At 60.0% G+C, this 24143-nt stretch carries 23 protein-coding genes; 6 read left to right on the forward strand and 17 right to left on the reverse strand.

Going from position 1 to position 24143, the window contains the following annotated elements; translation table 11 throughout:
- The first annotated feature begins 5 nt into the window (after window positions 1-5).
- The gene (locus tag JN524_RS23445) at window positions 6-1202 is read left to right on the forward strand and encodes an AAA family ATPase (RefSeq protein WP_202370873.1); all 1197 of its coding nucleotides are present in this window, start codon (window positions 6-8) and stop codon (window positions 1200-1202) included.
- Between the two features lie 244 nt (window positions 1203-1446).
- Here JN524_RS23445 and JN524_RS23450 read toward each other — a convergent pair whose 3' ends face one another.
- The 15 genes from JN524_RS23450 to JN524_RS23520 form a co-directional block, all read right to left on the reverse strand.
- Window positions 1447-2328 (reverse strand): transporter substrate-binding domain-containing protein, encoded by an 882-nt coding sequence (locus JN524_RS23450; RefSeq protein ID WP_134785173.1) that lies wholly within the window; start codon window positions 2326-2328, stop codon window positions 1447-1449.
- Window positions 2325-3107, reverse strand: coding sequence for an amino acid ABC transporter ATP-binding protein (locus JN524_RS23455; RefSeq protein WP_202370874.1), 783 nt, complete (start codon window positions 3105-3107; stop codon window positions 2325-2327). Before JN524_RS23455 ends, JN524_RS23450 begins: the two co-directional genes overlap by 4 nt.
- Window positions 3104-3763, reverse strand: a complete 660-nt coding sequence (locus tag JN524_RS23460; RefSeq protein ID WP_202370875.1) for an amino acid ABC transporter permease — start codon at window positions 3761-3763, stop codon at window positions 3104-3106. The genes JN524_RS23455 and JN524_RS23460 overlap by 4 nt, the downstream gene beginning before the upstream one ends.
- The gene (locus tag JN524_RS23465; protein ID WP_202370876.1) at window positions 3744-4409 is read right to left on the reverse strand and encodes an amino acid ABC transporter permease; all 666 of its coding nucleotides are present in this window, start codon (window positions 4407-4409) and stop codon (window positions 3744-3746) included. Before JN524_RS23465 ends, JN524_RS23460 begins: the two co-directional genes overlap by 20 nt.
- 653 nt (window positions 4410-5062) lie before the next feature.
- The gene (locus JN524_RS23470) at window positions 5063-5860 is read right to left on the reverse strand and encodes a MetQ/NlpA family ABC transporter substrate-binding protein (RefSeq protein WP_027611172.1); all 798 of its coding nucleotides are present in this window, start codon (window positions 5858-5860) and stop codon (window positions 5063-5065) included.
- A 167-nt stretch (window positions 5861-6027) separates the two neighbouring features.
- Window positions 6028-6960, reverse strand: a complete 933-nt coding sequence (locus tag JN524_RS23475; protein ID WP_003220574.1) for a sigma 54-interacting transcriptional regulator — start codon at window positions 6958-6960, stop codon at window positions 6028-6030.
- A 56-nt stretch (window positions 6961-7016) separates the two neighbouring features.
- Entirely contained in the window at window positions 7017-7598 is a 582-nt protein-coding gene (locus JN524_RS23480; RefSeq protein ID WP_202370877.1) for an alpha/beta hydrolase, read from the reverse strand.
- Window positions 7599-7786: 188 nt separating this feature from the next.
- Window positions 7787-8188: an ExbD/TolR family protein gene (locus tag JN524_RS23485; protein ID WP_003220570.1), complete on the reverse strand. Its 402-nt coding sequence runs from the start codon at window positions 8186-8188 to the stop codon at window positions 7787-7789.
- Between the two features lies 1 nt (window position 8189).
- A complete protein-coding gene (locus JN524_RS23490; RefSeq protein ID WP_096797442.1) occupies window positions 8190-8915 on the reverse strand; it encodes a MotA/TolQ/ExbB proton channel family protein in 726 nt (241 codons plus the stop codon).
- Between the two features lie 44 nt (window positions 8916-8959).
- Window positions 8960-9775 (reverse strand): energy transducer TonB, encoded by an 816-nt coding sequence (locus JN524_RS23495; RefSeq protein WP_202370878.1) that lies wholly within the window; start codon window positions 9773-9775, stop codon window positions 8960-8962.
- Between the two features lie 274 nt (window positions 9776-10049).
- Window positions 10050-10385, reverse strand: a complete 336-nt coding sequence (locus JN524_RS23500) for a hypothetical protein (RefSeq protein WP_202370879.1) — start codon at window positions 10383-10385, stop codon at window positions 10050-10052.
- Between the two features lie 51 nt (window positions 10386-10436).
- The gene (locus tag JN524_RS23505; RefSeq protein ID WP_007963450.1) at window positions 10437-10760 is read right to left on the reverse strand and encodes a hypothetical protein; all 324 of its coding nucleotides are present in this window, start codon (window positions 10758-10760) and stop codon (window positions 10437-10439) included.
- A gap of 162 nt (window positions 10761-10922) precedes the next feature.
- The gene (locus tag JN524_RS23510; protein WP_202370880.1) at window positions 10923-11249 is read right to left on the reverse strand and encodes a hypothetical protein; all 327 of its coding nucleotides are present in this window, start codon (window positions 11247-11249) and stop codon (window positions 10923-10925) included.
- A gap of 189 nt (window positions 11250-11438) precedes the next feature.
- Window positions 11439-12782 (reverse strand): aryl-sulfate sulfotransferase, encoded by a 1344-nt coding sequence (locus JN524_RS23515; protein WP_202370881.1) that lies wholly within the window; start codon window positions 12780-12782, stop codon window positions 11439-11441.
- Between the two features lie 23 nt (window positions 12783-12805).
- Entirely contained in the window at window positions 12806-15166 is a 2361-nt protein-coding gene (locus JN524_RS23520) for a TonB-dependent receptor (protein ID WP_202370882.1), read from the reverse strand.
- A gap of 165 nt (window positions 15167-15331) precedes the next feature.
- Here JN524_RS23520 and JN524_RS23525 point away from each other — a divergent pair, with 165 nt between their 5' ends.
- Together JN524_RS23525 and JN524_RS23530 are read left to right on the forward strand one after the other, a co-directional pair.
- Window positions 15332-16276: a LysR family transcriptional regulator gene (locus tag JN524_RS23525; protein ID WP_202370883.1), complete on the forward strand. Its 945-nt coding sequence runs from the start codon at window positions 15332-15334 to the stop codon at window positions 16274-16276.
- Window positions 16277-16489: 213 nt separating this feature from the next.
- Complete coding sequence (locus JN524_RS23530; RefSeq protein WP_202370884.1) at window positions 16490-18106, forward strand: alkaline phosphatase family protein; 1617 nt, start codon at window positions 16490-16492, stop codon at window positions 18104-18106.
- Window positions 18107-18209: 103 nt separating this feature from the next.
- Here the strand turns inward: JN524_RS23530 and JN524_RS23535 are convergent, their stop codons facing one another.
- Window positions 18210-19130: a TauD/TfdA dioxygenase family protein gene (locus tag JN524_RS23535; RefSeq protein ID WP_025111029.1), complete on the reverse strand. Its 921-nt coding sequence runs from the start codon at window positions 19128-19130 to the stop codon at window positions 18210-18212.
- Between the two features lie 181 nt (window positions 19131-19311).
- Between JN524_RS23535 and JN524_RS23540 the strand changes: the two genes are divergently transcribed.
- Window positions 19312-20232 (forward strand): LysR family transcriptional regulator, encoded by a 921-nt coding sequence (locus tag JN524_RS23540; RefSeq protein WP_202370885.1) that lies wholly within the window; start codon window positions 19312-19314, stop codon window positions 20230-20232.
- A gap of 85 nt (window positions 20233-20317) precedes the next feature.
- Here the strand turns inward: JN524_RS23540 and JN524_RS23545 are convergent, their stop codons facing one another.
- Window positions 20318-21331 carry an ABC transporter substrate-binding protein gene (locus JN524_RS23545; protein WP_202370886.1) on the reverse strand — a complete coding sequence of 338 codons (1014 nt, stop codon included), beginning with the start codon at window positions 21329-21331 and terminating at the stop codon, window positions 20318-20320.
- 397 nt (window positions 21332-21728) lie between these two features.
- Here JN524_RS23545 and JN524_RS23550 point away from each other — a divergent pair, with 397 nt between their 5' ends.
- Together JN524_RS23550 and JN524_RS23555 are read left to right on the forward strand one after the other, a co-directional pair.
- Window positions 21729-23327, forward strand: coding sequence for an ABC transporter permease (locus tag JN524_RS23550; RefSeq protein WP_202370887.1), 1599 nt, complete (start codon window positions 21729-21731; stop codon window positions 23325-23327).
- The gene (locus JN524_RS23555; protein ID WP_027611158.1) at window positions 23324-24139 is read left to right on the forward strand and encodes an ABC transporter ATP-binding protein; all 816 of its coding nucleotides are present in this window, start codon (window positions 23324-23326) and stop codon (window positions 24137-24139) included. Before JN524_RS23550 ends, JN524_RS23555 begins: the two co-directional genes overlap by 4 nt.
- Window positions 24140-24143: the final 4 nt, after the last annotated feature.

Consider the following 24143-nt stretch of genomic DNA (forward strand, 5'->3'; position numbering starts at 1 on the left):
TTTTCATGCTCAAGACCCTCGCGGTGGCCAATTACCGCTCAATCAACAAACTGGTGATTCCGTTGGGCCGGCTGAACCTGATCACCGGCCCCAACGGCAGCGGCAAGTCCAATCTCTATCGGGCCTTGCGCTTGCTGGCGGAGACCGCCCAGGGCGGCGTGGTCAATGCACTGGCCCGCGAGGGCGGGCTGGATTCGACGTTCTGGGCCGGCCCGGAAACCATCAGCCGGCGCATGCGCAACGGCGAAGTGGCGGTCGAGCCGACGGTGCGTCAGGGCGTCAAACGGCTGCGCCTGGGGTTTGCCGGCGAGGATTTCAGCTACTCCATCAGCCTCGGATTGCCCGACTCCAACGGACATTTCATGCTGCCGGGGGACACTCATCCCAGCCCCTCGCGCTTCAGTCTCGATCCGCAGATCAAGCGCGAATGCATCTGGGCCGGGCCGCTCTATCGCCCGGCCAGCCTGCTGGTGGATCGCAACGGCCCGATGATTCGCGCCCGCGAAGGCCGCAGCTGGGACGTGCTGGCGCAGCACACCCCGAATTTTGACAGCCTGTTCGATCAGATCGGCAGCCTGCGCAGTTCGCCGGAGGTGTTCCAGATGCGCGAGTTCATCCGCCGCTGGCGCTTCTACGATCACTTTCGCAGCGACGCCGACGCCCCGGTGCGCCAACCGCAACTGGGTACGCGCACGCCGGTGCTGCACCACGACGGCCGCGACCTCGCCGCAGCCCTGCAGACCATCAATGAAATCGGCGACCCCGAGGCGTTGCAGGCGGCGATCAGCGACGCGTTTCCCGGCGCACGGCTGAACATCGCACCGCTGGCCGGCGGACGCTTTGCCATCGAGTTCTTTCAGGAGGGGTTGCTGCGGCCATTGTCGGCGGCAGAGTTGTCGGACGGCACGCTGCGTTATCTGTTGCTGATCGCCGCGCTGCTGACGCCACGCCCGCCGTCATTGATGGTGCTTAACGAACCGGAAACCAGTCTGCACCCGGATCTGTTGCCGGCGCTGGCGCGCTTGATCATTCGCGCATCGCAGGCGTGTCAGGTGTGGGTGGTGTCCCATGCGCGACGGTTGATTTCGGCGTTGCAGGAAGATCCCGAATGCAACTGCATCGTGCTCGAAAAAACGCTGGGGCAGACCGGAATTGTCGGGCAGCGGGTGCTGGATGAGCCGGCGTGGCATTGGCCGGATTGAGCGTTTCAGCCCAAAGCCCCTCACCCTAACCCTCTCCCGGAGGGAGAGGGAACTGATTGGGGAATGCTGGTGAATTACGCCGACCTGAAAATGCTTCCGTGAATCCATAATCGACTCGGTCGTTCAGGTCGATGCAGGACGCAACACACCTCGGTCGGCTCCCTCTCCCTCCGGGCGGTCCGACGTTTCGGGAGGGCTGGGGTGAGGGGTTGCTCTTCAGCCTCACCGCCGACCTGTCAGGCAATCACCCCTGCCACTTGCCACCCTCGACAATCACACTCTCAGGCTGGGTGTCATCGCTCAGTTCTTTACGCACATATTGGTCATACAGCTTGAGCAGGTATTTCTCTTCACCCAACTTGGCCAGTTCGGTATTCACCCAGTCACGCAGCTCGACGTTGCCCTTCTTCACTGCCGGCGCAATCGGTGCTTCTGCGCCGAGTTTTTCCTCCAGCACGCGGTAGCCCGGGTTCTGCTTGGCCCAGCTGAACAGCACCAGATTATCCTGCGCATAGGCGTCGCCGCGACCGTTGGCCAGGGCTTGCAGCGACTCGGAGTTTTTCTCGAACTTCAGCAGTTTCCAGTCCGGATGATTCTTAGTCAGCCAGATGTCGGCGGTCGTGCCGGTGGTAACGATGGTGGTGCGAGTTGCCAGGTCATCCAGATTTTTTACCGCGCTGCTTTGCGGCACCAGCGCCTGCACCGCGACCTTGAGGTTCGGGTTGGTGAATTCCACCGCTTCCTTGCGCTCCGGGGTCACGGTCATGTTGGCGAGGATCAGGTCGACCTTGTCGCTCTGCAGGAACGGAATGCGGCTCGCCGGCTCCACGGCGACGAATTCAACCTTGTTTTCATCACCCAGCAGATCCTTGGCGAAGCGCCGGCCGATGTCGGTGTCGAAGCCGACGTAGCGCCCGGCCTCATCGACGAAACCGAACGGCGGTTTGTCGGTGAACACGCCGACGATCAGTTTGTCGCGGGCCTTGATCTTGTCCAGGTAACCGGCTGGCGCGGTGCTTTCGCTGGCGACTTTCGGCTTGGCCGGTTCTTCGGATTTGTTGCAGCCGGCGAGCAGCGCGAGCCCCAGCAGCGGCAGTAAAAACAGGGATGACTTGGCAGTTTTCATAGCGGTTCCAGTTCCTTTGTCGGATTCGTTTCAGGCAGTGTTGCAACGAAGGAGAACTTCTCCAGAAACTGCTGCGCGCGTGCGGTTTGCGGGTTCGTAAAGAAAATCTCGGGCGGGTTCTGTTCAAGGATGCGTCCGGCATCCATGAACACGATGCGGTCGGCCACCGCGCGGGCGAAGGCCATTTCATGGGTGACTATCAGCAGGGTCATGCCCTCGCGGGCCAGGCCCTGAATCACTTGCAGCACTTCCTTGACCATCTCCGGATCGAGGGCGGCGGTGACTTCATCGAAGAGCATCACCCGTGGGTTCATGCACAACGAGCGGACGATGGCGATGCGTTGCTGCTGTCCGCCGGAGAGCTGGCGCGGGAAGGCGTCGCGCTTGTCCGCCAGGCCCACCCGTTCGAGCAAGGCTTCGGCTTGCTGCTGCGCTTCACGGCGCTGGCGCTTTTGCACCTTGAGCGGGCCGAGCAGCAAATTGTCGAGCACGCTCATGTGCGGGAACAGGTGATAACTCTGGAACACCATGCCGATCTGCTGGCGCACGTCGCGCCAGTCGGTGGCCTTGTCCAGCAGCTCGCGCCCGGCAAATTTCAGGCTGCCGCTATGGGCGCTTTCAAGACCGTTGAGGCAGCGCAGTAACGTACTTTTGCCGCAACCGCTGGGGCCGAGGATGACGATCACTTCGCCGCTGCGCACTTGCAGGTCGATGCCCATGAGCACCTGCTGCTCGCCGTAGAATTTGTTGAAACCGTGAAACTCGATCAATGCGCTCATGCTTGCGTCCAGCGCCGCTCCAGCACGCGCGAGGCGGCCGACAGCGGGTAGCAGATGAAAAAGAAAAAAAGAAACAGCGCGCCGTAGATCAGCACCGATTCATAGGTGCGCTCGATGATCTGCTGGCCGACCTTGATCACATCGACCACGCCAATCAGCACCGCCAGCGAGCTGGTCTTGATGATTCGCGTGTAGACATTGATGGTCGGCGGCGTCAGGCGTTTCAGCGCCTGCGGCAGCAGCACGTAGCCATAGAGTTGCGCCGCATTGAGACCGATCGACAACCCGGCTTCACGCTGCCCGCGCGGCAACGAATGCAACGCACCGCGCGCCACTTCGCCGACCTCGCTGGCGCCCCACAGCGATAGCACCAGCACCGCGCACCAGAAGCTCGGCAGACTCAGTCCGAAGAAAATCGGCAAGCCGAAAAACAGCAGGTACAGCCAGACCAGCACCGGAATCGCCCGGAACAGTTCCAGATAGATCCGCAGGATCGCGTTCAGCCACGTCACGTTGAGCGTGCGCAATACGCCGTAGAGCACCCCGCCAATGGTGCTGATGGCGATGCTCAGAATCGAGATCGACAGGGTTTGCCCGGCGCCTTTTGCCAATTGCGGCAACGACACCCAGAGCAGTTCAAGACCCGAACTGGCCATGCTGGAGCCTCCTTTCCAGACGGCTGAGCAACAGCGACAGCGGCAAGAACAACAGCACGCAGATCAGCGTCAGCACGGCGAGCATTTCGTAGGTTTTGTAATAGAGCGCGATGTAGCTCTTGGTTGTGTAGAGGATTTCCGGCACGGCCACCGCCGAGACCACGGTGGTTTCCTTGAGCAGGAAAATGAAATTGGCGAACAGCGACGGCAGGCTGAGAATGCCCGCTTGCGGCAGAATCACGTAGCGCAGCAACTGGCCGTGGGACAGACCAATGGAGCGGCCCGATTCCAGTTGCGCCTGCGGCACCGCATCGACACCGGCGCGCAGCACTTCGGTGAGGTAGGCGCCGCCGAGAAAAGTCATGGTGATAATCGCCGCGGTGAATCCGGAAACCTTGATTCCCAGCGCCGGCAAGGCGAAGTAGACGAAGAACAGTTGAATCAGCAGCGGCGTGTTGCGCGCCAGTTCCACATAAAGGCCCACCAGTTTTTGCAGGTACGGTGTGCGGAACACCAGGATCGTTGCATTGAGCAGCGCCACCAGCAGCGACGTGCCGATGGTGATGAACCCGACTTGCAGCGTCACGCCCACAGCCTTGAGAAAGGCCGGCAGGGTACTGAGGATAAATGCGTAATCGAAAGTCATGAAGCATCCTGGACGTCGCTCGGTAAGCGACGGTCATGCAGTCCATAGACAGCGGGTAACTGTCCGGCAGGCGCTGACTTTATAGGTATAAAAAAAAGAATTTAAATACCGTTAAAGCATATTGATATCACGCAAAAAACTATCTTGCGGGTTTGCCGGGAAGGAATAAGAAGGCTATTTTCCCTTGCGCTGTAGGAAGGGTCTTTTTTGCATGAAAGCCCTCCAAGGACGAACAGCTTTTGGCCAGACTCCCCCGGCCAAACCATTACAAGGAAGACAACATGGACGTAAAAGTGCCGCAGCGACTGGATCCGCAGGACATCGTGAAATTGTTGGTGGCGTTGAGACGGGCGTTGAAGGCGCAGGTAACCTGAGGTCAGGATCAACAGCACCCTCACCCCAGCCCTCTCCCCGAGGGAGAGGGGGCCGACCGCAGTGTCTGGCGATTAACATCGACCTGAAAGATCGAGTCGATTATGGATTCGGCAGAAAACTTTCACGTCGGTGTACTTCTACAGCATCCCCCAATCAGTCCCCTCTCCCTTTGGGAGAGGGCTAGGGTGAGGGGCTTTTCAACGCACACACAAAAACGCCGATGACCATCACTGGCCATCGGCGTTTTCATACCTTGAAGGGGTGGTTCAAGCGTCGGATCAGAACGCCGGCAATACCGCGCCGTTGTACTTCTTCTCGATGAACGCTTTGACTTCCGGGCTGGTCAGGGCAGCGGCGAGTTTCTTGATGGCGTCGCTGTTCTTGTTGTCCTCACGGGCCACGAGGAAGTTCACGTAAGGCGAGTCAGCGCCTTCGATCACCAGCGCATCCTTGGTCGGGTTCAGCTTGGCTTCCAGCGCGTAGTTGGTGTTGATCATGTCCAGATCAACTTCCTTCAGGACGCGTGGCAGAAGGGCCGATTCCAGTTCCTTGAACTTGAAGTTGTGCGGGTTCTTGGCGATGTCCTTAGGGGTCGCCAAGGCGTTTTTCGGATCTTTCAGTTCGATCAGGCCAGCCTTCTGCAGCAGGATCAGCGCACGGCCACTGTTGCTGCCTTCGTTGGGGATGGCGATGGTCGCGCCGTCTGGCAGATCAGCCAGTTTCTTGTACTTGCTCGAGTAGCCACCGAACGGTTCAACGTGGACGCCTTGCACGGTCACCAGGTACTTGGACTTGTCGTCCTTGTATTTGCCGGCGTTGAAGCTGTCCAGGTAAGGCTTGGTCTGGAAGTAGTTGGCATCCAGACGCTTCTCGCCAACCTGCACGTTCGGCTGCACGTAGTCGGTGAAGACCTTGATTTCCAGATCCACGCCTTCTTTAGCCAGGGTCGGTTTGATCAGCTCGAGAATTTCCGCGTGCGGCACCGGAGTCGCCGCCACCACCAGTTTCTCGCCGGCCTGGGCCAGGGAAGCAGTCAGAGCAGCCGCCAATGCGGTAAACAACAGAACCTTTTTCATGCAGTGTCCTTATCGAGAATCACGGTCGCGAATGGCGACGGCTATTAATACGAGTGCCAGTGAAGTGCTATCTCTGGCGTGAAGCGGACAATACCGGGATTTTTTATTCCCGCACAATAACGTTTATTCACTTTGATATTCCATTTCGTTCATACAGAACCAAACGGCTACAACTGCTGGCTCAAACCAATCAGCAGATCTTTCAAAGCCTTACGTTCGTCGACGCTACCACCGATATTGATTTGAGCTACCAGTCGTTCGATCTGAAGCTGTGGCCCAGACACTTCGGGCAGGTTCAAGTGCTCTGGCAGGATTTCATCGCCGGTGCTGACCAGCAGCGCAAAGTGAATGACGTTTTCCAGCTCGCGGGTGTTACCCGGCCAGCTGTGGCGCTCCAGCAGGTGCTGCGCCGCTTCGCTGATCAACGGCACCGGCAGATCCAGGCGCTGGCTGTAGATGCCGAGGAAATATTCCGCCAGCGACAGGATGTCGCCAATCCGCTCGCGCAGGGCCGGCAATTCCAGCTGACCTTCGCTGAGGTAGTGATAGAGCCGTTCGTGAAATTTTCCCGCGTCCACCGCTTGCGCCAGGTCGATGCTGGTTGCCGCCACCAGCCGCACATCCACCGGGCTTGGCTGATGCGCGCCGACGCGGGTGACTTCATGATTTTCCAGGGCGGCGAGCAGTTTGATCTGGATCGGCAACGGCAGATCGCCGATTTCGTCCAGATACAAGGTGCCGCCATTGGCCGAACCGAACCAACCGGCGCGACTGCTCGCCGAACCGGTGTAACTGCCGGCGGCATAACCGAACAGCTCGGCATCGGCGTAAGTAGGACTGATCGCACCGCAATTGACCGATACGAACAGACCGCTGCGATCACTGGCTCGGTGGATGTGGCGCGCGAGCAACTCTTTACCGGTGCCGGTCTCGCCGCGAATCAATACCGAGATGGCACGCGGCGCCAGGTGCTCCAGCTCCTCGCGCAACTGGCGGGAGCGGGGATCGACGAACACCAGCGCCTTGGCGCGAATGCTCAGGGGACTTTTTTCCGCATCGGGAAAGGTCAGCAACGGCTGACCGAACGTTTCGAAACTCATGGCAGACTCCCGCCCAGAACCGCCGGCAGACGGGGGCGTTCAAAAAAGAAAAAGGTTCAAGCGCGACGCCGGGCGTGGTGTTCCATACGGTTTTGCAGGCGATACAGATAAGCGAAACCCTGCTCCCAACGTTGATGCCCGGACTTGACGTTGATGTGCCCGGCTCCGGCAAGAATCCCCGCTTCGGCGCCCCAGTTGCGCGCCAGCTCCAGGGCACGCGGGGCGCTGACGGCGGCGTCGTTGTCGGAACTGACCACCTGACTGGGGAACGGCAGCAGGTCGGTCGGGATCGGCGCGAAATTGCGCAACGCGGGCGCGCAGGCCGGACGCTCGACATCCGCCGGCGCCACCAGCAACGCGCCGCGCACCTGACGCAGGTGTTGCACGGGCGCGGTGGCAGCCCAATGCGCAACGGTGATGCAACCCAGGCTGTGAGCAATCAGGATCACCGGTGTGCTGTCAGCGGCAATCGCTTCGGCCAGCGCCGCAACCCAGTCTTCACGGCGCGGCGTCAGCCAGTCGGCCTGCTCCACGCGTGCGCTGTTGGGCAGGCTGTTCTGCCAGTGGGTTTGCCAATGATCTTCTGGCGATCCTTGCCAGCCCGGCACAATCAGGTAGCGGATTGATTCGTTGCGCATGGGGAGCTCTCCTGCGTCGTGTCTGTTCCTAATCGAGTATAGGGACGGGATTTATATTCGTTAAGGAATAAGAAGCTATTTATTAAGACCCAGAAGAAATATAAGTTGCTTCGTGTGTGGGTTAAAACCGGGATAAAAAAAGGGCCGCACCCTGCCAAGGAGACGGCCCCGGAAAAACGTAAATCCTGTTACCGCGCGGTGATCACCGATAATTTGGTAATCCCCGCCCGCTCGATCGAAGCCATGGCCCGCGCCACTTCGCCGTAGTTCACCCCGTCGTCGGCCTGCAATTGCACGCGCACTTCCGGGTCCTTGGCCTTGGCCGACTTGAGGTTGAATTCCAGCAAGTCCGGCTGGATTTCATCCTTGTTGATAAACAGTTTGCCGGCACCGTCGATGCTCACCACCAGCGGATCCTTCTGCTCGACCGGCGCTACCGCCTCGGTCTTCGGCAGGTTGATCGGGATCGCATTGGTCAGCAGCGGCGCGGTGACGATAAACACCACCAGCAGCACCAGCATCACGTCCACCAGCGGTGTCACGTTGATCTCGCTCAGCACCTCGTCGCTGTCTTGTGTGGAGAAGGCCATGTCAGGACGCCTCCTTCACTTTTGTCGCATTGCCCGGTGCCGCGACCTTATTCGCAGTCGGGTGGATCAGCACGCGGAACGAACTCTTCTGCGCCAGGCTGTAGAAGTCGTGGGCGAAGTCGTCCAGGTCCGCCGCCGTCAGTTTCAGACGACGCAAAAAGTAGTTGTAAACCAGCACCGCCGGTACCGCGACGGCGATCCCCACACCGGTGGCAACCAGTGCCGCACCGATTGGACCGGCGACCGTTTCCAGGCTCGCCGAGCCTGCCGCGCTGATGCCTTTCAACGCCTCCATGATTCCCCACACCGTGCCGAACAGACCAATGAACGGCGAGGTGCTGCCAATACTTGCGACCACTGCCAGACCGGTTTCCAGCGAACGCCGTTCACGGACGATCTGCTGACGCAGGGCACGCTCCAATCGATCCTGATGGTTGATCGCCTGGCTCAGGTCATTGGCCTGCGGCGCCTCACCCACCTGAATCGCCGCGTAACCGGCCTGAGCGACTCGTGCCGCAGCACCAGGCTGGGTTTCGCTCAACTCAGCGGCGGAATCCAGACTCGACGCCGCCCAGAAACGTTTATGAAACTTGCGATCCTGCGCCTTCAGACGACCGAACTGCACAGCCTTGAGCAGCGCCAGTCCCCAAGTGGCAACGGAAAAAACCACCAGCAGCCAGATCACCGCGCTTTCGATGGATTCCAGTGGAGAGGCCAGTAACGTCATGATGTATTCCCTCGTGTAAACATTTAGCGCGAATAGGTTTCGGTTTAATGAATCTTGAAATCGATGGGCACGCTGACCCAGCCGTCCTGGGCGACATCACCCTGCTTGGCCGGCACGAAGCTCCACTGTTTGACGGCATTGAGTGCCGCATCATCGAGCTGTTGCCGACCACTGCTTTTCTGAATCTGGATCTCGCCCGGTTTGCCATTGGCCAACACGTGCACCCTTAGCATCACGGTGCCTTCCCAACCGCGACGCTGGGCCAGCGACGGATATTCCGGCGCCGGGTTCTTCAGGTACGCCGCGTTGGCCGAGGCCGGTGTCACTGGCGCGGGAGCCGGTGGCGCGGGCGGTGCCGGGGCGGCGACTGGAGTGGCCGGTTGCGGCGGCGCCGGAGGCTGTTCGACTGCTTTGGGTGCCGGTTTCGGCACCGGTTTGGCCACTGGTTTCGGCTTGGGCTTGGGAATCGGTTTGGGCGGCGGAGGCTTCACCGCCAACTCGTCTTCAACCGGCGGCGGTGGCTCAACGACCGGTGCCGGTGGCGGCGGTTCGACCACTGGTGGCGCGGGTGGCGCCGGCCGCGAAAACTCGATGGTCATCGGCGGAATTTCCGGCGGCACGATCGGCAACGCTGGCGTCGGATGCTGGTTGATCCAGTAGATCACCGCACCGTGCACCAGCAGCGCCAGCACGCCGAGCAGAATGGTTTCACGGCGGCTCAGAATGCCCTTGGGCGCACGCTGCAAACGCAACTGCCCCAGCGGCACACGATGCGGCCGGCCGAGATCGACCAATTCGCCACTCGGCGTCTGACGCCACAGCAATTCCTGTGCGCTGGCGGCGGTCTGGACATTGCCCATTGATTCACTCCCTGCGGTCTCTTTGCGAAGTACCCGACCGGTCGCCGCAAACATCCCCCGGGCGACCAGTCGTTGGGTGAATCATTGGAGCAATCGCTTATCTCCGAAAGTAACTTTTATCGATGTGTTTAGATTTTTTACGAATATCAGTTTTCGCAGATTGTCGCGAAGCCACGGCCTGCAAGGCCTGGCGCCGAGGGCTGAATTTACAATGCTTTTCAAGCATGAAAAATATTCGGCGAAGGCATGCGAAACCCGCTCATTTCGCGCTTCTTCAGCGGTTTTGCCGGATGAATTCCAGGCCATTCAACCCGGTGTTGCCCATCATGTCCGCCGCGCTGCCCATTGCCCGCAAGCGTGTGTAGGCCTGATCGGGCGAGAACATCACCCAGGCTTGCGCCGTGCCATCGGCCGTCAGCGTATTGAAAGAGATGGCGACCGGGCCTGTTGAAAAGCCATGCCTGAAATGAAAATTGCCAAATGCGATCGGGTAATCGGTGCCGGACACGGACAATGTGCCGGTGAAACTGCCGGTGCGGTCATCGCCCTCGGTCAGGGTCAAGGATGTATCTGAGGGTTCATGACGATAAACGCCGTTGATCGTGGACATGTGCAGCATCCTTGCTTGATGTTTGAGAAGAAACCTGGCGCTGGCTGCGCCTCATGCATGGCGAACGAAGTCGCCCGGCAGGCTGCTGACCACGCCGTCATAGGTAACGCGCACGCAGTGCCCCTGCAGTTCATGAGTGCCGCGACTTGGCGAGAACAGGGTCAGGGCGAAATAACCGTGGTCCTGGTTATTGGCAATCAGCGTTACCACGGTAGGCGGCTGGTAGCCGTTGAGGCTGGCGTAACGGCCACTGACGATGCCGTAGTTGATGCCTTGGTGATGCAACGTGCCGCCGAAGACCCCGGTGCGGTCATCGGAATCGACAATGGTGAGAGAGGGCCCATCGAGGGTGTTGGAATAAAGCGCGTTTTGCATCTAAGCGTCCTGCTCGAATGATTGAGTTCACCTCGAGCTTAGAATCAGACGCCAGCAAACGCTGTCATCCACAGGAAACACAACCAACATGAAAATGACTTATTTCATGTAAGAAAAAAGCCGCCAGGCTCAATAGCATGACGGCTTTTTTATTACACAAAATTACTGTTTAACAAACTCTCCAGCCAGGCCAACAACATCACCATCAAAGTTGGTTCGCGAACCCACCGCACGAACTTTTGAGTAGTTGTGATCCGGCGAGAACAGCGTCCAGGATTGATAACCGGTGCCGTCATTCAGAGCCGCGAAGGTGATGATCGTAGGCTGCCCGGTGCTGTTCTGGAAATGGTAATGCCCGTAAGCGATGTCGTAGTTCACGCCGTTCTGACTGAACTTGCCGCTGAAGGTGCCGTTGGAATCGTTGCCATCGGTAATCGTCAGTTTGGCGCCAGCGTTAGCGTTTACATAAGTTCCATTAATGCTCGACATAACGTGATTTCCTTTATCGTTGGATAAGTGTCTTCCGATGAGAGCAAGTTCCCTCCTGGAAACTCACGACACTCAGGATGGTTGGCCATTCACTTATTGTCCACGCGACTTTTCAACGAAATTGCAATAAGCACTATTCATCTCGCACATAACTTATCGCGATTCACTCGAGCATTAATTCCATTTCAACTAACGACTTGCGCTGGTCTGCTGCGCCGCCGATGCTGGGGCAATGACGGCTGTTTCCGAACGCGGCGTGCCCGCCGGCACCCAGTCGTAACTCACAGGCAACGCGCGATAGACCCAGTTGCTGATCGCGTCACTGCCCGGCGCCTTGCCCAGAAACGGGCTGACGTATTCCCAGACATTTTCGCCGCTGGCCGTGACCTGGAAAAACCGCCCGTTCATGCCTTCGTCGATCAGCGTATTGCCGTTGGGCAAACGTCGCGCGCTGCTGATGAACGAGCTATAGAACGCCCACCCCGGCTGCTTCGAATTCGCCGCGCTGTACTGCCAGACAATTTCATTTTTCTGCGGGTCGATTTCCAGCACTCGCGAGCCGGAAATCAGCCCGAGGGTGACGTTCGGGTACCCCGCCGAACCCTGGTTGTCGAACACCAGCAGGTTGCCCGCGCCGGGCAGTCCAGCCGGGATGATGTGCGCGTCGTGCTGGCCGACAAATTGATCCACCGGACGCGGCAGTTTCTGTGCGGTTTTCGGGTTGATCAGCGGCAGGTTCGGGCCGAGGCGCCAGACCACTTTGCCGCTGTGTTTGTCGATGATTGCGATGAAGTTGGCGTTGCGCGAATCGAGCAACAGGTTGTCCGGATTGAAGCGTTTGTCGCCGGCATCGAACCACTTGTTCGACCCGACCACGCTCAGGTTGTTGATGTGCAGGTAATCCGGGTTGTCACTGGCGCGCACCAGCTTCAGTTGCTCCGGGGTGAAGCCGAATTCGTTGAGGTGTTCCGAGGCCAGCCACTGCCATTTCACCTGCCCGTCGGGGCTGACTTCATAGATCGCATCGTCGATCACCGCGGGCACTTTGAAGCCTTTGACCTTATGCACCTTGTTCGCCAGCACCACGGTGTTGCCGTTGCTCAGGCGTCGCTGATCATGGTGTTGTTGCGCCGCGCCACCGGGGGCCTTGTCGCCCCACTGCCAGACAACTTTGCCGTTCCAGTCCAGTTCGCCAACGCTCTGGTTGCCCAGGCCGTTGCCGGCGGAACCAAGCTTGCCCGGATCCTTGTCACTCAGTTGCAACAGCACATGCCCGCGCTCGCCGCCAACCAGTTGCGGGTCGATGATCGCCGATGGGAAACCCGCCTGCGGCCAGGTTTTCACCTCGTTGCCGTTCATGTCGATCAGGTGCGTCTGCTTGTCGGCTCCACTGAAAATCACGTACTGATTGAACGCCTTGTCCGGGTCGTAACGGGTGACGCCGGTCGGGTACACGCTGGGGGCGGCGAACGCCCCGCTGCTTGACACTGCGCCGGATAACAACAGCGCTAAAGCGGTTTTGCCTGGCAACATGATGCAGCTCCTTGAATGACAGATCAGAAGTCGTAGCGACCGGTAACGCCGAGGGTGCGCGGCGTACCGAGCAGGCCTTCATAACCGCCGTTGCCGCCGGTCCACAGGGTCGTGTAATAGGTCTTGTCGAAGGCGTTTTTCAGCCACAGCGAAACGTCCCACTGGCCCTGATTGAAATCGCCGCGCAGACCGGTGGACAGGTTGACCACCGCATAACTCGGGATCTGCCCGTAGTCGGAATCCTCGACCGTACCCACCGCTTTCGAGCGGAACGCGTAGCTGGCGGTGACGTAGGGTTCGAAGCCGTTGGCCAGATTCCATTTGTATTCGCCGTTGGCGTTGCCGATCCATTTGGAAGCGCCGACCACCTGGTGCCCGCTGAGATCGCAAGAGGCCGGCGCGCCCGGTGCCTGGCTGACTTCCGGTGGGCACGGCGCATCTTTGTACGAGAGGTAGCTGACGTCGTTGTACGAACCGTTGAAGTTCAGGGTCAGGCCGCGCAACGGGATCACCGTGCTTTCGAATTCGACGCCGCGCGAGCGCACGGAACCGGCGTTAGTCAGGTATTGCACGCGGTTGACGTCGTCGTAGGCGTTGGTCTGGTAAGCATTGACCTGAGTCCAGAAAACGTTGGCGTTGAGTTGCAGACGCCGATCCCACAGGGTGCTTTTGAAACCGAGTTCGGCGTTGTTGGCGCGCTCGGTGCCGATCAGCAGCGAGTCGGCGCCAGCGGTTGGCGCCGAACCCACCGCGAGGTTCACCCCGCCGGACTTTTCACCGTGAGACAGCGTGGCGTAGCCGAGCAGATCATCGGTAATGCGATAGCTGAGGTTGAGCAACCCGGAGGGGCTTGAGCTGTACTGATTGAGATCGCCGGAATCGTAGGCACCAGTGCGTCCGCGGCGTGCCGTGGCCGCTGCGCCGGTGACAGTGGCGCCACCGACCGGCGCATCGCGAGTGACCCAGGCGTTCTTCTCTTCATAGGTGCCGCGCACCCCGGCGGTGAAGTCCAGGCGCTCAGTGAGGTGCCATGTGCCTTGGGCGAACAGGGCGAAGCTGTCGGTCTTGATGTGGCCGTTGCCGACGCTGCCGACGTTGGCCAGCGCACCGCGTGGCGTGCCGTTCCAGATGTCGGCCTGCGGGCCGTAATAGGCGAAGGATTTGTTGTCCAGATCCGAGCCGAAGTAGTACGCGCCCACCACGTAATCGAAGAACTCGCCCTTGGGCGAGGCCAGACGAAATTCCTGCGAGTACTGTTTGTCTTCGACCGAAACCCCGGCGTTGTAGGTCGCCGCAACGTTGAGACCGTCGTCGTTGGCCGGGGTGAAATTCCAGAAGCGATACGAACTGATCGAGGTCAGGGTGAAATCGCTCGGCAGCGTCCAGTTGGCCTCCACCGACGTGCCACCCTGATGCACGGTGACGTGCTGGTCGTTGTCCAGATTGACCTTGCGGTGCGAGCCGTTGACCAGCGTCGCACCGGCCGCATTGGCCCGCGATTGATAGAGGTTGACGCCATTGATGGTCGGCCCGGTGTTGTACAGCACGCGGGTGCCGGCGCTGGAGTCCTCTTCGTTGTAATCGCCGATCCAGCGCAGATTGAAATCTTCGTTGGGCTTGAACAGCAACTGCGCGCGGAAGCCATCGCGCGAGCCACCGTTCAGCTCATGACCGTTGTATTCGTTCTTGATGTCGCCATCGCTGCGGGTGCGATAGGCCGAAAAACGTCCGGCCAGTTCATCGTTGATCGGCCCGGAAATGGTGCCCTTGGTCTGGAAATAACCGTCCTCGCCGAACGAGGTTTCGATGCTGCGTTCAGGGGTGAACGTCGGTGCGCGGGTGCTGATGTTGATCACCCCGGCGGTGGTGTTCTTGCCGAATAGTGTGCCCTGTGGCCCGCGCAGAACTTCGAGCTGTTCGATGTCCATCAGGTCGAACACCGCCATCCCCGGACGGCCCAGATACACGTTATCGATGTACAGACCTACGCTGCCTTCGAGACCGTCGCTGGCCGGGTTGTTGCCCAGGCCGCGAATCGACACGCTGGATTGGCGCGCGTGCATGTAGGCGACGTTGACGCTCGGCACCAGTTGCTGCAAATCCTGAATCCGGTAGACCCGCTGGGTTTCCAGGGTCTGGCCGCTGACCACGCTCATCGGCGTCGGCACATCTTGCGAACTTTCCTCGCGACGGCGGGTGGTGACGGTCACGGTTTCCAGCTGCGAGCTGTTGGCCGCGGGTTTGCCCGCGGGAGCTGGCGGCGGGGTTTCGGCGTCGGCGGCGTAGCTGTGAGTCCAGCTGGCACTCCCCGCCAGCAACAGGGCCAGAGGCAGGCGTTTGAGCCTTCGTGGCGTTAAGGGTGACGCATGGTTCAACGGACTCATGGCGCGGCTCCTGGTCAAAAAACACACAGACATCTTCAGCGCTGCATATTCTTTTCAGTTATTTATTTATGGATTTACAAATATTTACTGCATAAGAGATTGCCTTTATAAGGAGTCGACCTAATGCATATCCAATGCATTTCCCGGATATTTTTTATGTGAAAAATGCATATCGACTTGCGCCAACTTCGACACTTCATCGCCCTCGCCGAACAACGCAGCTTCGTCGCCGGCGCGCAGGCGGTGAACCTGTCGCAGTCGGCGTTCAGCCGCAGCATTCAGGCGCTGGAACACAGCGTCGGCTGTCAGTTGGTCGATCGCGGGCGCAAGGATCTGCCGCCGACCAAGCAGGGTCAGGTGCTGCTCGAACATGCACGGCGACTGGTCAGCGGCGCGCAGCAGATGGCCAACGAGATCAGTCAGTTCAATGGTCTGGAGGCGGGCGAGTTGCGCTTCGGTTGCGGCCCGGCGCCGGCGGCCGGATTGATCCCGCGCGCAATCGGCGCATTCATCGGCCGCTATCCGAAAGCGCGGGTGCAATTTCAGGTCGATGACTGGCAGAGCCTGAGCAAACGCCTGCTCAGCGAGGAGTTCGAGTTCTTCGTCGCCGACACCCGGCACTTCGAAGCCGATCCGGATTACCTGACGTATCGCTTGCGGCCGCGCAAATGGCATTTCTGTTGCCGTGCCGGGCATCCGCTGGCCGCTCTTGAACGGGTCACGGCCGAGCAATTGATGAGCTATCCACTGGCGGTGAGCATTCGTCCGCCGAACTTGCGCAAGGTCATCGTCGACCTCAGCGGCCGCCCGGATTTCACGCCGAATGTGGAATGCGAAAACAGCTCGAGCCTGCTCAGCGTGGTGCTGCGTTCGGATGCCATCGGCATTGTTGGCGCGTATTCCGATGCGCTGCATCAGGCCAAGGGTGAGCTGGTGTGTTTGCGGATCGACGGCCTGGCGGATGATCTGGAGGAGTTGTACACGCGCTACGGGATTGTCAGCCGTGCGGGGTATCGGTTGTCGCCGCTTGCGGAGGCGATGATTGAGCAGATCAAGGTGATTGATGCGGTGGATGAGGAAGTTTGTTCGCTCGAAAATTTAGCTGTCTGAGCTACCGCTATCGCTGGCAAGCCAGCTCCCACAAGGTCCGGGTGTTCACATCATTTGTGCTTGGCGCACATCCTGTGGGAGCTGGCTTGCCAGCGATGGCGTCACCACAGGCACCGATGCATCCACTGCATAAAACCCATTCCCCAAATGCACTTGCCGAACACCCCCGTCGAAAGCGACAACCCTCGCCTGTCTTTCTGACCGGTGAATCTCATGTCCAACCCGCAAAACCCCGTGCGCAACGTGCTGTACATCATGTGCGATCAGCTGCGCCGCGATTACCTGTCCTGTTACGGTCATCCGCATCTGCACACGCCGAACATCGATCGCCTGGCCGCCGCCGGCGTGCGCTTCAGCCGCGCCTACACCCAGGGCACGATTTGCGGCCCGTCGCGAATGTCCGCCTACACCGGACGCTACGTCAGCAGCCATCAGGTCGCGTGGAACGCCGTGCCGTTGCCGCTGGAAGAACTGACGATCGGTGATTACCTGCGCCCCCACGGCATCCGCACCGCGCTGGTCGGCAAGACCCACGCCACGGCAAATGTCGACGCCCTGCAGCGTCTGGCGATCAACCCGGACAGCGCGCAGGCCGAAGTGCTCAACGAGGTCGGTTTCGAGCCGTACTTCCGCCACGACGGAATCTTCCCCGACGACCCGCTGTTCGACGACAAACGCGAATCCGCGCCCTACACCTATTACCTTCGCGAGCAGGGCTTCGCCGGGCGCAACCCCTGGCACGACTGGGCCAACGCCGCCGAAGGCGAGAATGGCGAAATCCTCAGCGGCTGGCAGATGCGTCATGCGCACTTGCCAGCGCGAATTCCCGAGCAGTTTTCAGAGACTGTCTACACTACAAATCGAGCCATCGACTTCATCACCGAGCAAGGCGAGAAATCCTGGTGTTTACACCTTTCCTACATCAAACCGCACTGGCCTTATATCGTACCGGCACCGTACCACGCTTTGTACAGTACGAAATCGATTCTCAAAGCGGTCCGCGCGACGCCCTCCGAAGCCAGCAAACACCCCGTATACACGGCGTTTCGCCAGCACGAGGAAAGCCTCAACTTCTCCCGTGACTCAGTACGATTGAATGTAATCCCCACCTACATGGGTCTGATCAAGCAGGTGGATGACCAACTCGGGCGGCTATTCGATTTTCTGCAGAGCAACGGTCGTTGGGATGACACCTTGATCGTGTTCACCAGCGATCACGGCGACTTTCTCGGCGACCATTGGCTGGGTGAGAAGGAGTTTCTGCTGGAGCAAGCGGTGGGCGTGCCATTGATCGTGCGCGACCCGCGCGCGGCGGCGGACATCACCCGGGGCACGGTGGATGAGCGGCTAGCGGAAACCATCGACGCATTGCCGACATTTCTGCAGGCACTGGGCTTGCCGAAGGCCGAGCATCGGCTGGAAGGACGCTCGCTGATCCCGCTGCTGCACGGGGAAAATCCCGACTGGCGCCGCTACGCCATCAGCGAATACGACTACGCCTTTCAGGCCCCGGCACGCGAGCGACTTGGCCAGCCGATCGACCGCTGCCGCATGACCATGGTGCGCAGCGAGCGCTGGAAATACCTGGCGTACGACGGCTTCCGGCCGCAGTTGTTTGATCTGCTGAATGATCCGCAGGAGTTGCGCGATCTGGGTGAGGATCCGGCGTACGCGGCGGTGCGCGAAGAGCATGCGGGGTATCTGTTCGAGTGGGTTCGCGGGTTGAAGCGGCGGACCACGATCAGTCATCAGGAAATTGATTTGCGCGGGCAGCGGTTTCGCTATGGCGAGCCGGAGACCGAGAAGGTCGTGCAGATTGGCGTCTGGTGATTCCGGTAGGAGCTGCGGCACGCTGCGATCTTTTGATCCTGATCTTTAAAATCAAAAGATCGCAGCCTCGTTTCACTCGACAGCTCCTACAGGTACCGGCCGATCAGACGCCGACCAGCTCGGCACCTTTGATGGTTTGACTACGCTGCCCCGAAGCCCCCACCGGCACTTCACCCTTGAGTGTCACCCGGCGCACGATGCGATCCTGAGTGCCGTAATCATCAATCGCATAATGCTGAGTCGAACGGTTATCCCAGATCGCCACATCACCCGCCTTCCAGCGCCAGCGCACGGTGTTTTCCTGACGGATCACATGGCTCTGCAACAGGCCAAACAAATGTGCCGAATCGGCTTGCGAATAACCCTTGATGCGTTTGACGAAGTGCCCCAGCAACAAACTTTTCTCGCCGCTGATCGGATGCACACGCACCACCGGATGCTCGGTCTCGTAGACGGTCGAGGTGAAGATCTTGCGATAGCGTTCCAACTTCTCCGCCGACACGTCTGGCTTGGCCCCGGCGTAGTCGTATTCGTTGCTGTGCACGGCGACCAGTTTGTCCGCCAGCTCGCGCAGCTCGCTCGGCAGTTCGTTGTACGCGGTCGCGGTGTTGGCCCACAGGGTGTCGCCACCGAACGCCGGGGCCACCACCGAGCGCAGGATCGAGGCTTTCGGGTAGGCGTCGACGAAGGTCACGTCGGTGTGCCAGGAATTGGCGCGCTGGCCCTCAGCGCCGTCCAGTTCCAGCAGATACCGCGTGCCCTCACGCACCGGTACGGTTGGATGCGCCACCGGCTCGCCGAGCAGATGAGCGAAAGCTTCCTGGCGCTGATCGTCGAGCTGGGTCTGCTCGCGAAAGAACACCACCTTGTACTGGATCAGCGCCTGCTGAATGGCTTCGACGGTGGCGGCGTCCAGTTCTCCGGACAGGTGCACACCACGGATCTCGGCGCCGATACGGCCGGCCACCGGATGGATTTCCAGCGCATGGACAGCGGGTTTTACAGCGAGTGCGGCATTGCTCATGGGTAGACCCTCATCGACTGCTTGCGGTTGGACGGCAGCGAAACATCGCTCTATCTATATTCCATTTGCATCTAATAGATATTCAAATGCTTCGTTGACGGAATAAGAGCTTGCATTTAAAACCTCAAGCAGCCCTCGTCGCAAATGCCTTCGAGCTATTTTTAGGATGCCGGAAAAGCATATGGATCTTCGCCAGTTGCGTTACTTCATCGCCCTCAACGAACACCGCAGTTTTGTCCGTGCGGCGGACGCCATGGGCATCACTCAACCGGCGTTCAGCCGCAGCATTCAAGGGCTGGAGCAGGAATTCGGCTGCGTGCTGGTGGATCGCGGCAACAAGGACCTGCGCCCGACGCCCGAAGGTCAGGTAGTGCTGCAACACGCCCTGACCCTGGTGCAAGGCGCGGCGCTCCTCAGCGCGGAAGTGACGCAAATGACCAAGCTCGACGCTGGTGAACTGCACTTCGGTTGCGGCCCGGCCCCGGCGGTGAAACTGGTGCCGGATGCGGTGGCGCAATTCATCAACGCGCACCCGAAAGTGCGCACCTGTTTTCAGGTGGATAACTGGGAAAAACTCAGCCGCGCACTGAGCCGCGAAGAGATCGAATTCTTCATCGCCGACATCCGTCATTTCGAAGCCGACCCGAACTTCCAGACCCAGGCCCTGACGCCCAAGCGCGGGGTGTTTTTCTGCCGACCCGGGCATCCGCTGCTGGCCAAGGAAAGCCTGTCGACCAACGACATGTTCGACTACCCGCTGGCGACCACGCTGATTCCGCCGGGGATTCGCAAACTGCTGGCGAACCTCAGCGGCCGGATCGATTTTTCCCCGACCATCGAGACCGAGCACTTCCCGGCGCTGGTGAAAGTGGTGCTGCAATCGAATGCCATCGGCATCGGTACGGAAGAGGCGTTTTACGAGGACATTGTCCAGGGTTCACTGGCGCTGCTGCACTGGCGCAATCTGCCGCAGAATCTGGAGAGCATGAACGCGCGCTGCGGGATTGTCAGTCGCACAGGATTTCGCTTGTCGCCGGCAGCAAGAGCGATGATCGAGACATTGGTGGCGGTGGATAAACAGGCGATCAGCGTCGCGGTTTGAAGATCAAAGGATCGCAGCCTTCGGCAGCGCCTGCAGGAGAACGAATTCCCCTGCAGGCGCTGCCGAAGGCTGCGATCTTTTGCTTTTAAAGCTTGGCCGCTGCCAGTTCAGGTGCCACCCAATCGCTGACCTTGAACGGCTTGCGAATCAGCTTCTGCTGCGCCGCCAGATCCACCGAGTCCTGCAATTTGCCGAGGAACACCGGGTCCAGCGTCGATGGGAACACATCGCTGAGTTTCTGATCCTGCAGGTCCTGGGTCAGGATCACCGGTGGATAACTTGCCAGACCCGACACCAACTGCACGTAGGCAGCCTTGTTGCTGTCCTGAGTCAGCCAATCCACGGCCTGCTGCTGCGCCTTGAGCAGTTTGGCCACGACCTCCGGGTGCCCGTCGACAAACTTGCCGGTGCCGACCAGCACCGATTGCACACTACCGGCACCACCCAGATCCTTGGTGTTCAGCGGCAATTCCGCCAGCCCCTTGGCTTGCAGTGCCGTCAGCCCTGAGCTGCCCCATGACGCGTCGATCTGTTTCGCCGCCAAGGCCGCGACCGCCCCGCTGAAGTCGAGATTGATCACTTTCAGATCCTTCTCGCTCAAGCCCTGACTGGCCAACGCCGCATCAAACGACAACTGCGTGGCCGTGCCACGGAAGATCGCCACGCGCTTGCCTTTCAGATCCTGCAGGGTCTTGATCCCCGAGCCCGGCACCACGCCCAGATATTGCTTCACCCCACGCGCACTGGCGCTGAGTAGCCGCGTGTCGAGGCCATTGGATTTGCCGATGATCGCCGCAAGGTCGCCCAGATATGCCAGATCGACCTGACCGTTGGCAAACGCCTCGTTGATCACCGGCCCGGCGCCTTTGAAGAAGCTCCACTGAATCTTGATGCCCTGATCGGCGAAGGCTTTTTCGAAGATCTGCTGATCACGCAGCACGTCTACCACACCGCCGCCGCTGTGCTGGGTGCCGGCGCTCAGGTCAGGCACGGCGATCCTGATTTCCTTGAGTTCGTCAGCCTGCGCGTTAAACGCCAGCAGGCCCGCAAGTGCCGGAATGGCAAACAGACTGAAGACTCGTTTGAAGGGAAGATTCATGGGTACGGCTCCTTGATCACGACGGGCGTTGAGGAGCCGAAAGTAGGCCGAAGCGTGACCTTCGCTTAAATACTATAAATGCACATTTTTATAGCCATTAACGCTAAGCAAGCAACAACGCGGGCTGCAGCGGCGTATGCATTAACAGCATCGAAAATATTCTTAGAATGCATTGGATGCGCGATGCGCTGGAAGCCTTAAATGGCGCTGCTTATCTCCAAATTCAATATTTTAGATATCGCTTATAACAATTTGTTTATAGCTAATACCACTGGAGATTGCAGCCTTCGGCAGCTCCTACAGGGGCGAACTCACGGACGCGTCCTCCTGTAAGAGCTGCCGAAGGCTGCGATCTTTTGATCTTGCTCCCGATCCAACCCGACAACGGAGGTCACCCATGGCCCGTGATTCCCTGCTCAGCCTGCCGCTACCCGCGCCGCCCCTGAAAAGTCGACGGGTGTGGCCAAGCCTCAACCAACGCCTTTTGCCATGGTTGCTGCCGATCAGCCTGTTCGCCCTGTGGTGGCTGGCCGCACGCAATCAATGGATGAGCGAGCAGATCCTGCCGGCGCCATCGCTGGTGTGGAACAGCGCCATCGAGCTGTCCCAAGGCGAGTTGTGGGGTCATTTGTGGATCAGTCTGCAACGCTTGCTCTGGGGCTTGCTGGCAGGGATCTGCGCCGGTGCGCTGTTGGGTGCCGCGCTGGGATTCAGTAGGCGTCTCGAACGCCTGGTCTTCCCGACGTTCGCCGGTCTGGCACAGGTGCCAACGCTGGCGTGGATTCCGCTGTTCATGGTGTTTTTCGGCATCGGCGAAGTGCTGAAACTGGTGGTGCTGATCAAGGCCATCGTGGTGCCGGTGACCCTGCACACCCTGGTCGGTGTTCGTGATGCGCAGCCGAAACTGCGCGAAGCCGCCGCCGTACTGCGCCTGCCGTCGTACTTGCTGATCCGGCGCCTGGTGCTGCCCGCTGCACTGCCGGCGTTCATGGCTGGCGTGCGTCTGGCCCTGGCTGCTGGTTGGACTTCATTGCTGGCGGTGGAGCTATTGGCGTCCAGCGAAGGCATCGGTTACCTGATGGTCTGGGCACGGCAACTGTTCATGCTCGACATCGTGTTCGTGTGCATCGTGGTCATCGGTGTGCTGGGCGTGGCGATGGATCGCGGCATTGGTTTTCTCGACCGCAAACTGGTGCACTGGCCACACCCGGCGACCGCAGAAATCCGTCGTGGCCCGCACTACCAAGGCTGGCAGAGGCTGCAACCGTGGCTGTTGCCCCTGAGCCTGATCGGCTTGTGGCAAGTGGCGAGCGATCAGCAGTGGGTTGATGCGAACATTCTGGTCAGCCCGCTGGCGGTGCTGGAAACAACACAAAACGGTCTGCTCGACGGCACGCTGATCAGCGGCATGGCGTTGAGCCTCGGTCGCACCCTTGGCGGTTTGTTGCTGGGCGGTGGACTTGGTTTCGCCCTCGGCTTGCTGCTGGGGCTTTCACGTACCAGCGAACGTCTGCTCGGCCCGACTCTCGCCGCCATTCGCCAGATCGCGATTTTTGCCTGGGTGCCGCTGCTTACCGCGTGGTTCGGATTGGGTGAGTTGGCGAAGTGGGTGTTCGTCGCCCTCGCCGCGTTTTTCCCGCTGTTCATCGCCACCCAACGCAGCGTCGCCAACCTCTCGCCACAACTCAACGAAGCCGCGCAGGTGCTGCGCATGAGCCTCGGTCAGCGCCTGCGCCGTCTAGTGCTGCCGGGGGCGGCGCCAGGGATTTTCGCCGGGCTGCGTCTGAGTCTGATCTACGCCTGGCTCGGCACCATCGGCGCCGAATATTTCATGCCGTCCAACGGCGGCATCGGCAGCCAGATGATCGGCGCCCAACAACTGCTGCGCATGGACCTGATCATGGCCGGGATGCTGCTGGTCGGCCTCACCGGCGCCCTGCTCAACCTCGTCGGCCAACGCCTGGAAATTCGCGCTACTCGCTGGAGACACGCATGAACGCACCGATTGTCAGCTTCACCCACGTAGGTAAATCCTTCGATGTCGACGGTTTCGAACTGGAGGCGATTCGCGAATTCAACCTCGACATCGCCGAGGGCGAATTCGTCGCCATCGTCGGCTCCAGCGGTTGCGGCAAATCCACCTTGCTGCGTTTGCTGGTGGGTCTGGATACGCAGTTTCGCGGGCAGATCAGTGTCGATGGCAAAGCCGTCAGCGGCATCGGCGGCGAGCGCGGCATCGTGTTTCAGGAACACCGGCTGTTCCCGTGGCTGACGGTGGCCGACAACATCGGTCTGGGCCTGGTCAACGAGCCGCTGAGCACCGCCGAAAAGCAGCAGCGCATCAACGATTTCATCGATCTGGTCGGCCTGCGCGATTTCACCCGCGCCTATCCGCACCAGCTCTCCGGCGGCATGGCACAGCGCGTGGCGATTGCCCGTGGACTGGTCGCCAGCCCACGGATTCTGCTGCTCGACGAACCCTTCGGCGCGCTCGATGCGTTGACCCGTCAGCAAATGCAGGACGAGCTGCTGGCGATTCGTGACCGGGCAAAAATCACCACGATCCTCGTCACCCACGACGTCGAAGAAGCGATCTTTCTCGCCGATCGCGTGGTGGTGATGGAGCCGCGTCCGGGACGGATCAAGCAAGTGGTCGACATCGCCCTGCCGCACCCGCGTCAGCGCAGCAGCTTCGACTTCCATCAGTTGCGTGAAGAGCTGCTGCACGAACTGACCAGTGACGACCATTACCAACCGAGCCTGCCGGTCCAGATCCGCGATCTGCCGCTGTCGTTCATTGCCTGCTGAGAGG

The organism is Pseudomonas sp. MWU318 (assembly GCF_016756945.1).
In the GTDB taxonomy this organism is placed as follows: domain Bacteria; phylum Pseudomonadota; class Gammaproteobacteria; order Pseudomonadales; family Pseudomonadaceae; genus Aquipseudomonas; species Aquipseudomonas putida_A.